The sequence below is a fragment of the Wenzhouxiangella sp. XN79A genome (assembly GCF_012272825.1).
Classification (GTDB): Bacteria; Pseudomonadota; Gammaproteobacteria; order Xanthomonadales; family Wenzhouxiangellaceae.
In genome coordinates this window covers 98,667-110,901 of sequence record NZ_JAAWWS010000140.1, presented here as the reverse complement: position 1 = coordinate 110,901, position 12,235 = coordinate 98,667, and the positions used below count along the sequence as shown (strand labels likewise).

General features: G+C 66.6%; 10 protein-coding genes and 1 pseudogene. 6 read left to right on the top strand and 5 right to left on the bottom strand.

The window, feature by feature from the left end; genetic code table 11:
- The coding region (locus HFP89_RS15785; protein ID WP_206212243.1) for a hypothetical protein at positions 1-302 on the top strand (302 nt) is incomplete at its 5' end.
- A 219-nt stretch (positions 303-521) separates the two neighbouring features.
- Here HFP89_RS15785 and HFP89_RS06045 read toward each other — a convergent pair.
- Positions 522-974, bottom strand: coding sequence for an Mpo1-like protein (locus tag HFP89_RS06045; RefSeq protein WP_168716745.1), 453 nt, complete (start codon positions 972-974; stop codon positions 522-524).
- A gap of 127 nt (positions 975-1,101) precedes the next feature.
- Between HFP89_RS06045 and glmM the strand changes: the two genes are divergently transcribed.
- Positions 1,102-2,454 (top strand): phosphoglucosamine mutase, encoded by a 1,353-nt coding sequence (gene glmM / locus HFP89_RS06040; RefSeq protein WP_168716744.1) that lies wholly within the window; start codon positions 1,102-1,104, stop codon positions 2,452-2,454.
- A complete protein-coding gene (locus tag HFP89_RS06035) occupies positions 2,451-3,398 on the top strand; it encodes an isopenicillin N synthase family oxygenase (RefSeq protein WP_168716743.1) in 948 nt (315 codons plus the stop codon). The genes glmM and HFP89_RS06035 overlap by 4 nt, the downstream gene beginning before the upstream one ends.
- A gap of 268 nt (positions 3,399-3,666) precedes the next feature.
- On the opposite strand, the gene HFP89_RS06030 is transcribed toward HFP89_RS06035, so the two are convergent.
- The 3 genes from HFP89_RS06030 to tdh form a co-directional block, all read right to left on the bottom strand.
- A complete protein-coding gene (locus HFP89_RS06030; RefSeq protein ID WP_168716742.1) occupies positions 3,667-4,131 on the bottom strand; it encodes a two pore domain potassium channel family protein in 465 nt (154 codons plus the stop codon).
- A 22-nt stretch (positions 4,132-4,153) separates the two neighbouring features.
- Positions 4,154-5,347 (bottom strand): glycine C-acetyltransferase, encoded by a 1,194-nt coding sequence (gene kbl, locus HFP89_RS06025; protein ID WP_168716741.1) that lies wholly within the window; start codon positions 5,345-5,347, stop codon positions 4,154-4,156.
- 146 nt (positions 5,348-5,493) lie between these two features.
- Positions 5,494-6,537: an L-threonine 3-dehydrogenase gene (tdh, locus tag HFP89_RS06020; RefSeq protein ID WP_168716752.1), complete on the bottom strand. Its 1,044-nt coding sequence runs from the start codon at positions 6,535-6,537 to the stop codon at positions 5,494-5,496.
- A 143-nt stretch (positions 6,538-6,680) separates the two neighbouring features.
- Here tdh and HFP89_RS06015 point away from each other — a divergent pair, with 143 nt between their 5' ends.
- From HFP89_RS06015 to HFP89_RS06005, 3 genes are all read left to right on the top strand, one after another.
- Positions 6,681-7,778 carry an efflux RND transporter periplasmic adaptor subunit gene (locus tag HFP89_RS06015; protein ID WP_168716740.1) on the top strand — a complete coding sequence of 366 codons (1,098 nt, stop codon included), beginning with the start codon at positions 6,681-6,683 and terminating at the stop codon, positions 7,776-7,778.
- Positions 7,778-10,831: an efflux RND transporter permease subunit gene (locus tag HFP89_RS06010; protein ID WP_168716739.1), complete on the top strand. Its 3,054-nt coding sequence runs from the start codon at positions 7,778-7,780 to the stop codon at positions 10,829-10,831. Before HFP89_RS06015 ends, HFP89_RS06010 begins: the two co-directional genes overlap by 1 nt.
- 296 nt (positions 10,832-11,127) lie before the next feature.
- Entirely contained in the window at positions 11,128-11,805 is a 678-nt protein-coding gene (locus HFP89_RS06005; protein WP_168716738.1) for a type 1 glutamine amidotransferase domain-containing protein, read from the top strand.
- Between the two features lie 253 nt (positions 11,806-12,058).
- Here HFP89_RS06005 and HFP89_RS06000 read toward each other — a convergent pair.
- Positions 12,059-12,223: pseudogene (locus HFP89_RS06000) on the bottom strand (phosphoribosylaminoimidazolesuccinocarboxamide synthase); the annotation flags it as partial.
- Positions 12,224-12,235: the final 12 nt, after the last annotated feature.

Below are 12,235 nucleotides of genomic sequence, written 5' to 3'. Positions count from 1 at the left end.
GCAACAACCCGAAGGCGAGCAAGACACGAGAAGCACAGCTGCCACGGATGCACGAACGAAGCCAGGGCCAGGCCGAGCCGTCGCTGGTCGGCCACGACCGTCGACCGAAGCGGCCTGTGTTCGAACCGAGCCAGCAGCAACGATCCGGCTTCGCCTCGGGCTCTGACCCCTCTGTACCCGGCAAGCCCTTCCTTCTCCGCGGCACTGCGCGATTCTTCGCGCCACAGCCCTCACCGGAAGGCAAACCCCGAAAGGTACGCGCGCTTTTAAAAAGCCCTTTTGGGTACTTTTGTGGCGATTGACAAAAGTACCTCGCCAGAAAGCGGGCAAACCCCGCGTGGCGAAACGCTTGTAGCCAAGGGAAGCAACCACCCCAGGACGAGCAGAACACCAGAAGCAAGCCACCCGCCCACCGAAGGGCCGTTCACCCAACCGAGCCGAAACCAACCATCCGGCTCCGCCGAGCATTCAGACACCTCCGAACCCGGCAAGCCCGCCCCTGCGGGAAACCCTCGAGCGCCTCAGTACCCCCAACCCGCCTTCCGATACACGAATCCCATCAACCAGGCCGGCCCCACCAGCAGGAACTGGATGTCCTTGAAGAAACTCGGTTTCTTGCCTTCGATATGGTGGCCGATGAACTGGCCGATCCAGGCCAGTACGAACACGGCCAGGGCGATCTGCCACAGCGGGAGCGCGATCTGGGTGTCGATCAGCCAGCACAGCGCCAGGCAGAGCGCGAGGAAAACCGCCAGGCCCACCGCGAGTGCCGGCGACAGCGCCAAGTACCAGGCTTCGGCCAGTACGGCCACCAGGACCGCCCAGTTCAGCCACTCGAACGGGGAGGGGATGGCCCAGATCAGGGCGGTAACGCTCCAGACGATCAGCGGCACGCAGATCCAGTGGATCAGTTTGTTGGTCGGGTTGCGGTGGCTCTGGCCGTATTCGTCCAGCCATTCGTCTGCGCTGCGCATGGTCGGGTCTCCAGGGGTCGGTCGGAGGCCAAGTCTGTCCAGTCGCGGGTCGCGCTGTCAACTCGTGGGGCTGGCGAACGCATCCGACGCGGCCGTTCGAACCGGGGTGGTGAAGTAGAATGGGGCCATGGGGTTCAGGTACTTCGGCACCGACGGGATTCGCGGCCGCGTCGGCGAGTCGCCGATCACCGCGGAATTCGCGCTCAAGCTCGGTTGGGCGACCGGCCACGTGCTCGGCGATCGCGATCACGGCCGCGTGCGGGTGGTGATCGGCAAGGACACGCGCATCTCGGGCTATCTGTTCGAGTCGGCGCTCGAAGCCGGGCTGGCCGCGGCCGGCGCGGAGGTGCTGTTGCTCGGCCCGATGCCGACGCCGGCCGTGGCCCACATGACCCGGTCGATGGGGGCGGCCGCCGGCATCGTGATTTCGGCCTCGCACAACCCGTATTACGACAACGGCATCAAGTACTTCTCGAGCTCCGGCCAGAAGCTGGACGATTCGGTCCAGGCCGCGATCGAGGACGCGCTGGAGGCGCCGATGAGCCACGTGCCGCCGGAGCGCCTCGGCAAGGCGCGCCGGATCGAGGATGCCACCGGCCGCTATGTCGAGTTCTGCAAGGGCACGGTCGGTCACGGCATCCGGCTCGACGGCTTGAAGCTGGTCGTCGACTGCGCCCACGGCGCGACCTTCCGCATCGCGCCGCACGTGTTCCGGGAGCTGGGCGCGGAGGTGGTGGCGCTGAACTGTGCCCCCGATGGGCTCAACATCAACCGCGACTGCGGATCGACCCATCCCGACGGCATGGCCGAGACGGTGGTCGCCGAAGGTGCCGACGCCGGCATCGCCTTCGACGGCGACGGCGACCGCGTGATCCTGGCCGACGGCCGAGGCCGCATCGTCGATGGTGATGCGGTGATCTACGCGCTGGCCATGCAGCGCCGACGGCAGCGCCGCCTGTCCGGCGGCGTGGTCGGTACCGTGATGACCAATTTCGGGCTGGAGGAAGCCTTCGCCGAGGCCGGCATCGACTTCGTCCGGGCCCGGGTCGGCGATCGCTACGTGCACGAAGCGCTCATCGAGCGCGGCTGGGTGCTCGGCGGCGAAGCCTCCGGGCACATCCTGTGCCTCGATCGTGCGACCACGGGCTGCGGCATCGTCAGCGCGCTGCAGGTGCTCGAGGCCATGGTCGTATCCGGCCGCACGCTGGCCGAACTCACCGAGGGGCTGCATCGCTATCCGCAGGTCATGATCAACGTACCGGTCGGCTCCGGCGATCGTCGGGTCGTCCACGAGCGCGCCGGTGTGGCCACCGCCATCGCGGCCACCGAACGGGAACTGGCCGGTGCGGGGCGTGTCGTGCTTCGTCCGTCGGGCACCGAGCCGGTGGTTCGGGTCATGGTCGAAGCCGCCGAGACCGAACGCGCGCGCCAGCTGGCCGAATCGCTGGCCGAAACCGTGCAACGAGAGACGTCCGCATGAACACCCAAGACTTCGGAATTCCGGTCCTCGACCTGGAAGACTTCACCGGCAAGCGCGATGCATTCACCGACGCACTCGGCGAGGCCTATCGCGAGTACGGCTTCGCCGGCATCACCCACCACGGTCTGGACGACGCGCTGATCGAGCGCGCCTACGATCGATTCAAGGCCTTCTTCGCGCTCGATGCGGCGACCAAGCAGCGCTATCACCTGCCCGGGCAGGGCGGCGCGAGGGGCTACACCGGCTTCGGTGTCGAGCAGGCCAAGGATCATGACGTGCCCGATCTGAAGGAGTTCTGGCACGTCGGTCGGGAACTCGACGGGGCGAACCCGCACCCGGACATCCTCCTGCCGAACCTCTGGCCGGCCGAGGTCGAGAATTTCCGCGAAACCGCGCTGGCCCTGTACGGCGCGCTGGACAACCTCGGTCAGCGGATGCTCTCGGCGATCGCCATCGATCTCGGCCTGTCCTCGGACTGGTTTGCCGACAAGGTCGATCTCGGCAACTCGATCCTGCGCCCGATCCACTACCCGCCGATCCGAGACGCCGTGCCCGGGGCCGTGCGTGCCGCGCGGCACGAGGACATCAATCTGATCACGCTGCTGATCGGCTCGCGCGAACAGGGCCTGGAGATTCTCAGCAAGAAGAACGAGTGGGTGCCGGTGACCACGCTGCCGGGCACCATCATCGTCAATGTCGGCGACATGCTGCAGCGCCTGACCAACCATGTCTACGCCTCGACCACCCACCGCGTGGTCAACCCGCCCGGCGACCTGGCGGCCCGGGCGCGCTACTCGATCCCGTTCTTCCTGCACCCGAACCCGGACTTCGTCATCGAAACCCTGCCGCAGTGCATCACCGACGACAACCCGAACCGCTACCCCGAGCCGATTACCTCGCACGGCTACCTGATGGAGCGGCTCAGGGAAATCAAGCTGGCTTGACCGGGCATACTGCAGCAAGAGCGAAAGGCGGGGAACCGCAGAGTACGCAGATGGACGCGGATTGAAAACCAGCAGTGGGTCGCTGGCGCGGGGTTTCGGGAAGTGCCTTTGTCGAGTTGCAGGACGGCTGGGACCTGCAGTGGAGCCGTCAGGTGCGCGGACATCGCCCTCGTTCGTGATCCCGAGCCTCGATTCGGCGAGCAGCCGCCTGCGCTGTTTATCTGCGTGAATCCGCGAAATCTGCGGTTCCCGCCTTTTCGATCCGGACCTACAGTGATTCTTCGTCGTCGACGCCCCAGGTGCGGGCCATGATGAGGTAGGTGAACGACGCCGACCAGGTAATCAGCATGAAGCCGGTCAGGGCCTCGGTGCCGGCCAGGAAGCGCATCGGCCCGACGGCGGCCAGTTCGCCCCAGCCCACGGTGGTGTAGGTGGCCGCAGAGAAGTAGACGAAGTCCAGGAAGGTGAAACTGTCGTAGCCGATAATCCGGCCGTGGTCGCCGGCGCGGTCGAGGATGAAATAGCCCAGCGCGAACAGCCAGATCTCGGTCACGTGCGCGGCCAGCAGGGCGAACATCACCACCAGCAGGGTGCGGCGGCGAGGCCGGCCCAGCGATGCGAAGCTGCCGCTCTTGTGCACCCAGCGATTCAGCCCGGCGATGATTTCGTAGTGCAGAACGATGGCCAGCGTGACGATCCCGGCGGTGACCAGCGTCACCACCCATTCGGCCATGCCGACCTCGCCGAACACGGGGTCAGCCCACGACGCCGAGCGAGCGCCCGACCTTGATGAAGGCCTCCACTGCTCGCTCCAGCTGCTCGCGCTCGTGGGCGGCCGAGATCTGCAGCCGGATCCGGGCCTCGCCCTTCGGCACCACGGGGTAGAAGAAACCGATCACGTAGATGCCTTCGTCGAGCAGCGCGTCGGCCATCTTCTGCGCCAGCGGCGCGTCGTAGAGCATCACCGGCACGATCGGGTGGTCGCCGGGCTTGATGTCGAAGCCGGCCTCGGTCATCGCGTTGCGGAAGAACTTCGTATTGGCCACCAGCTTCTCGCGCAGCGCCGACGATTCGTCGAGCATCTCGAACACCTTCAGGCTGGCCGCGACCAGCGGCGGGGCCAGCGAGTTCGAGAACAGGTACGGTCGCGAGCGCTGGCGCAGCAGGTCGATGACCTCCTGGCGGGCGGTGGTGAAGCCACCCATGCCGCCGCCCAGCGCCTTGCCCAGCGTCGAGGTGATGATGTCGACCTTGTCGAGCACGCCGTGGTACTCGGGCGAGCCGCGGCCGGTTTCGCCGAAGAAACCGGTCGCATGACAGTCGTCGACCATGACCAGCGCGTCGTACGTTTCGGCGAGCTGGGTGATCTCGTCGAGTTTCGCAACGTAGCCGTCCATCGAGAACACGCCGTCGGTCACGATCATGCGCGTGCGTTTGTCCTTCGTCTTCTTCAGCGCGTCTTCGAGCTGGTCCATGTCGGAATTCGCGTAGCGGTGCCGCTCGGCCTTGCACAAGCGCACGCCGTCGATGATCGAGGCATGGTTCAGCGCATCGGAGATGATCGCGTCCTCGGGCCCGAGCAGCGGCTCGAACAGCCCGCCGTTGGCATCGAAGCAGGCCGCATACAGGATCGTGTCGTCCTTGCCGTGGAAGTCGGCGATGACGCGCTCGAGCTGCTTGTGCAGGTCCTGGGTGCCGCAGATGAAGCGCACCGAGGCCATGCCGAAGCCGTGATCGTCGAGCGCGCCCTTGGCGGCCTGGATGATGTCCGGGTGGTCGGCCAGGCCGAGGTAGTTGTTGGCGCAGAAGTTCAGGACCTCGCCGCGCTCCTTCGTCCGGATCGCGACCCGCTGCGGCGTCGTGATCTGCCGCTCGCGCTTGTACAGTCCGGCCGCGTCGATCTCCTCGAGCTCGGCGCGGAAGCGTTCGTAGGTCCTGGCGTCGGTCATTGCTTACCTCGGAGTTCCTTGAAAGCGTTTTTCACCGCGGATTACGCAGGTTAACGCAGATGGTCCCTTTCCCCTCGTCCCTGTGCTCGCGCCGTGAGATTGCACGCAAGGCCGATCCTGCGCCCAGCAGGACAGAACGCTTATCGTCAGGCCGCCGGCTCGATTTCGCCGGTCCAGTCGCAGACGACCTTGCCGCACTGGCCGCGGGCCATCAGGTCGAAGCCGGTTTCGAAGTCGTCGATGGCGATCTGGTGGGTCAGGGCCTTGTGCAGCGGGAAGCCGGTCAGGACCATCTGGGTCATCTTGTACCAGGTCTCGTACATCCGGCGGCCGTAGATGCCGTGCATCTCGAGGCCCTTGAAGATGACCTTGTCCCAGTCGATGCCGGTGCCGGCCGGCAGGATGCCGAGCAGGGCGACCTTGCCGCCGTGGTACATCGCCGAAAGCAGGTCGTTGAAGGCCTGTGGGTTGCCCGACATCTCCATGCCGATGTCGAAGCCGTCGATGTCGAGTTCGTCGAGCACGTCGAGCAGCCGTTCGTTCTTCACGTTGACGGTGCGGGTGGCGCCCATGTCGGCGGCCAGCTGCAGCCGGTAGTCGTTGACGTCGGAGATCACCACGTGGCGCGCGCCGACGTGGCGGGCGATGCCGGCGGCGATGATGCCGATCGGGCCGGCGCCGGTGATCAGCACGTCCTCGCCGACCAGGTCGAACTGCAGCGCGCAGTGGGCGGCGTTGCCGAACGGGTCGAAGAACGCGGCCAGTTCGCTGGGGATCTCGTCGGGGATCGGCCACAGGTTGGTCGCCGGCACCACGACGTACTCGGCGAAGCCGCCGTCCCGGTTCACGCCGATGCCCTCGGTGTGCGGGCACAGGTGCGGCCGGCCGGCGCGACAGTTGCGGCACACACCGCAGACCACATGGCCCTCGGCCGAGACCCGCTGGCCCTCTTCGTAGCCGCGCACCCCGACGCCGATCTCGGCGATCGTGCCGACGAACTCGTGGCCGATGACCAGCGGCGGCTCGATGGTGCGCTGCGACCACTCGTCCCACTGGTAGATGTGCAGGTCGGTGCCGCAGATCGCGGTCTTCTGCAGCTTGACCAGCACCTCGCCCGGGCCGGGCGAGGGCACCGGGACTTCGCGCAGTTCGACGCCGGGGGCGGCGGCGGGTTTGACCAGGGCGCGCATCATCTGGGTCATGGCACGGGGCCTCATCGGGCGGTTCGGGCCCGCATTATACGGCTCCGAACCGGCCAACCCCACACTCGCCTTGTCATCGAACGCCCGCGCCCGCATGTAAGGCTGTTCACCGGCTCTCGTAGAGACAGACCATGTCGCGCGCTCCCCGCCTGCTGATCGGCATCGTGATTCTCGTCGTCCTGCTGGGCGGATTGTTCGGCCTGCGCTACCTGCAGCTGCAGGCGCAGAAGGAGCAGATGGCCCAGGCCCCGCCTCCGGCCACGGTCGAGGTGGTCGAGGCCGCCGAGCAGCGCTGGCGCTCGGCGCTGACGGCGATCGGTAGCCTGCGGGCGGTCAACGGAATCCGCGTGGCCAACGAGGTGGCCGGTGTGGTCGACTCGATCGAGTTCGAGTCGGGCCAGGCGGTCGAGGCCGGCGACGTGCTGATCCACCTCGACGACGAGACCGACCGGGCGGCGCTGGAGACCCGCCAGGCCGAGGCCCAGCTGGCCCGGCAGCAGTTCGAGCGCTTTTCCGACCTGATCGGCCAGGACGCCGTGTCCCGGGCCCAGTTCGACGAGGCGCAGGCCAACGCGCAGGCCGCCCAGGCCCGCGTCCACGAGCAGGAAGCGCTGGTTGCGAAGAAGACCATCCGGGCGCCCTTCGCCGGGGTGCTGGGGCTGCGCCAGGTCGATCTCGGCCAGTTCATCCCGGTCGGCACGCCGATCGTCGAAATCAACATGCTCGATCCGATCCAGGTCGATTTCACGCTCGGTGAGCGCGACCTGCCGCGGATCGCGGTCGGCGATCCGGTCCGGGTTCGGGTCGCGGCCTACCCCGACGACGTCTTCGAGGGCACGATCCTTGCCATCGAGTCGTCGGTCCGTCCCGCCACCCGCACCGTCGAGGTGCGCGCCCGGCTGGCCAATCCCGACGCTCGCCTGCGACCGGGCATGTTCGCCAACGTCACGGCCTTCCGGCGCGAACAGCGAAACGTGGTCACCGTGCCGCGCACCGCGATTTCCTACAACACCTATGGCGATTTCGTGTTCGCCCTCCGTGAGGGCGAGGGTGAGAACGGCACCACTGTAGAGCGGGTGCAGGTGCGCACCGGCGAGGTCCGCGACGGCCGGGTCGAGATCGTCGACGGCGTCGAGGCCGGCCAGCGGGTGGTCGCCGCCGGCCTGCTGCGATTGCGCAACGGCCAGTCGGTCGATGTCGCCGACGGTGAGGCCGCGGAGACGCAGTGATGCGATTCACCGACCTGTTCGTCGAACGGCCGGTGCTGTCGTCGGTCGTCAGCCTGTTGATCCTGCTGCTCGGCGCGCGCGCGGCGCTGGACCTGGAGGTCCGCCAGTATCCGGAGCTGCAGAGCACGACCGTGACCGTGACCACGGCCTATCCCGGGGCCGATTCCGAGCTGGTCAAGGGCTTCGTCACCACCCCCTTGCAGCAGGCCATTGCCGAGGCCGAAGGCATCGACTACCTGGCCTCGACCAGCACCCAGGGCGTGTCGACGATCGAAGCCCGGATGGTGCTGAACTACGACGCCAACGACGCGCTGGCCGAGATCCAGGCCAAGGTCGCCAGCCAGCGCAACGTGCTCCCGGACGCCTCGCGCGACCCGGTCATCACCTCGACCACCGGCGAATCGACCGCTCTGATGTACATCGCGTTCTACAGCGAGTCGATGCCGGTGCCCGAGATCACCGATTTCCTGACCCGCGAAGTGCAGCCGCGGCTGCAGTCGCTGCAGGGCGTCGGCAAGGCCGAACTGATCGGGCGGACCTTCGCCCAGCGGATCTGGATCGACCCGCAGCGGCTGGCCGCGATCGACCTGACTGCGCGCGAACTGGTCGAGGTGCTGCTGGCCAACAACTACCAGGCCGGCATCGGCAACACCCGCGATGAACGCGTCCGGATCGATCTGTCGACCAATACCGACGTCTCCGACCCGGAACAGTTCCAGCGGTTGGTCATCAAGGAGGACGACGGCGGCATCGTCCGGCTCGGCGACATCGCCCGGACCGAACTCGGCTCCCAGACCTATCAGTCGATCGCCAACTACAAGGGCCAGCCGTCGACCTACGTGGCGATCGAAATGGCGCCGGGTGCGAACCCGCTGCAGGTGGCGGCCCGGGTCCGCGACGAGCTGCCCGACATCCGCAGTCAGCTGCCGGCCGGGCTGAACGTCGAGTTGCCCTACGACGCCTCGGAGTTCATCGATCAGTCGATCGATGAGGTCATCAAGACCCTGATCGAGGCGGTGCTGATCGTGCTGGTCGTGGTGTTCCTGTCGCTGGGCTCGCTGCGCGCGGCGCTGGTGCCGTCGCTGGCGGTGCCGCTGTCTCTGATCGGCGGCGCGCTGATCATGTTGCTGTTCGGCTTCTCGCTGAACCTGCTCACGCTGCTGGCGCTGGTCCTGGCAATCGGCCTGGTGGTCGACGATGCGATCATCATCGTCGAGAACGTCCACCGCCACATCGAGGAGGGCGAGACGCCGTACGAGGCCGCGCTGCACGGCGCGCGCGAGATGGCCACGCCGGTCATCGCGATGACCACCACGCTGATTGCCGTCTATGCGCCGATCGGCTTCATGGGCGGCCTGGTCGGCGCGCTGTTCACCGAGTTCGCGTTCACGCTGGCCGGCGCGGTGCTGATCTCCGGCGTGGTCGCGCTGACCTTCTCGCCGATGCTGTCGGGCAAGGTGCTGAAGGCGAAGAGTGACGACGAGAGCGATCGTTCGCGCTTCGAGCGGGCGGTGGAGAACAACTTCCAGCGCCTGGCCGACGGCTACAAGCGCGCACTGGACTGGACGCTTCAGTCGGTGGCCACCGTGGTCGTGCTGGCCGGTCTGCTGCTGGTCTCGATCTTCGGAATGTTCCAGCTCAGCCAGAACGAACTGGCGCCGACCGAAGACCAGGGCGTGCTGCTGTATTCCGGCACCGCGCCGCAGACCGCCACGCTGGAATACCTCCAGGAATACGGCGCGGAGCTGCAGACCCGCTTCGAACAGCTGCCCGGCTACGACGAAAGCTTCATGCTGCTCGGTGCGCTGTCACCGAACACCGTCTTCGGCGGCTTCAAGCTCGAGCCCTGGGACGAGCGCGACATCTCGCAGTTCGAGGTCGAACCGATGCTGCAGCAGGCCGTCGGCGAAGTGACCGGACTGCGCACCTCGGTGTTCGCGCGCCCGTCGATCCCCGGCGCTGGCGACGGCCTGCCGATGCAGTTCGTCATCACCACCGCACAGCCCTACGATCGGCTGGTCGAAGTCGCCGACGACCTGCTCGGCCAGGCGATGCAGAGCGGGCTGTTCATGTTCCTGCAGAAGTCGATCGAGTTCGATCGGCCGATGACGCGCGTGATCGTGGATCGCGACCGGGTGGCCGACCTCGGACTGTCGATGGCCGACGTGGGGCGCGAACTCTCCAGCCTGCTCGGCGGCGGGTACATCAACCGCTTCAACATGCAGGGCCGGTCCTACGAGGTGATCCCCCAGGTCGAGCGGGTATCGCGGGCGACGGCCGAGAACCTCGAGAACTACTACCTGCGCGCCGACTCCGGCCAGTTGGTGCCGCTGGGCACCGTGGTCTCGTTCGAGCAGGTCGTCGAACCATCGAGTCGGACCCAGTTCAATCAGCAGAACTCGCTGGCGCTGGAGGGCGTGCTGGCGCCCGGCGTGGCCCTCGGCGACGCGGTGGAGTTTCTCGAAGCCCGGGCGGTCGAGCGCTTCCCGCAGGGTTTCGGCTACGACTACAAGGGCCCGTCTCGCCAGTTCAAGCAGCAGGGCAGCGCGTTGGTGATCACCTTCTTCCTGTCGCTGGTCGTGATCTACCTTGTGCTGGCCGCGCAGTTCGAGTCCTGGCGCGACCCGTTCATCATCCTGGTCTCGGTGCCCCTGTCGGTGGCCGGCGCCATGGCCTTCATCATGCTCGGCTTCGCCAGCATGAACATCTACACCCAGGTCGGCCTGATCACGCTGATCGGCGTGGTCTCGAAGAACGGCATCCTGATCGTCGAGTTCGCCAACCAGCTGCAGCTCGACAAGGGCCTCGGCAAGCGCGAGGCCGTGCTCGAAGCCGCCGCGATCCGCCTGCGACCGATCCTGATGACCTCGGCGGCGCTGATCGTCGCAATGGTCCCGCTGCTGATCGCCTCGGGGCCGGGCGCCGAAAGCCGCTTCGCCATCGGCCTGACGATTGCAACCGGCCTCGGCATCGGCACGCTCCTGACCGTCTTCGTCCTGCCGGCGTTCTATGTCCTGCTGGCGCGGGACCATGCGGCTCGAGGCGAGACCTGATCGTCGATTCTCGGAACGTCACGGTCGGGGCCGTAGCGTTCGGAGGATGGGACGCAAAGAAGCGAAGGGGCAAAGTGCGCAAAGATGGACATTCGAATCGGAAAACCCCCAACCTCCGACCGAGATCGGTGCTGCTGGAACCGGCGCGTCGAATCGGAGGACGCCCAGTCGATCGAGCGGATGTTCGGATCCCGAACTGCTGAAAAAACAAGTTTGCGTTCTTTCCTTCTTTCACGCCTTTGCGACGAACGCTTTTCGAAGTTGAATGTGATCGAACGACCAAGGAGTGAATCGATATGAAGATCCTGATGGTGCTGACATCGCACGACCGGCTCGGCAACACCGGTGAGAAGACCGGCTTCTGGCTGGAAGAATTCGCCGCGCCGTACTACGCATTCGTCGACGCGGGCGCGGAGGTCACGCTGGCGTCGCCGGCCGGCGGGCAGCCGCCGCTGGATCCGAAGAGCGATGCCGAGGACGCGCAGACCGAGGCCACGCGGCGCTTCAAGGCCGATCACGACGCGCAGAAGCAACTGGCGCACACGCACAGGCTGGCCGAGGTCGATGCCGCGGACTTCGACGCGGTGTTCTATCCCGGCGGCCACGGCCCGATGTGGGACCTGGCCGAGAACGCCGACTCGCAGGCGCTGATCCGCGCCTTCGTCGAGGCCGACAAGCCGGTCGGTGCGGTCTGCCACGCCCCGGCGGCGCTGACCGGCGTCAAGACCGACAACGGATACCTGATGGCCGGCAAGCGCGTCACCGGCTTCACCAACGAAGAGGAAGACGGCGTGGGCCTGACCGAGGTCGTCCCGTTCCTGCTCGAGAACCGCCTGAAGCAGCGCGGCGCCCGGTTCCGCCGCGGCGAGGCCTGGGGCCCGCACGTCGAAGTCGACGGCCGCCTCGTCACCGGCCAGAACCCGGCCTCCTCCGAACCCGCCGCCGTTGCGCTGCTCGACCTGTTGCGGGGCTGACGGGGCGTAGCTCCGGCTCGAACCTATTTCGTTAGAGGACGGACGCTATGGCGCGAAGGGGCGAAGGACGCAACGAACGGCGATTCTTCGGGAAGGAAAAATTCGCACCGCTTTATCGGTCTGGAGCCATTCAATGGAACGGGCCAAGGCGTGCTTGGACCTTTGAATCAAAGAGCTTCCCTTTGCGCTCTTTGCCCTTCGCGCCTTCGCGTCCATCCTCTGAAGACCGAAACCACCCGAGCCCGAACGAGGCCTAGTCCGACAGGAGGATGCGCTCGGCTTCTCGATAACGTGCCATGGTCTGGTCGATGATGTGCTGGGGGAGCTCTGGGCCCGGGGCGGTCTTGTTCCAGTCGAGGGTCTCGAGGTAGTCGCAGACGAACTGTTTGTCGAAGCTCGGCGGGCTGATGCCGGAGCGCTTGACACCCCG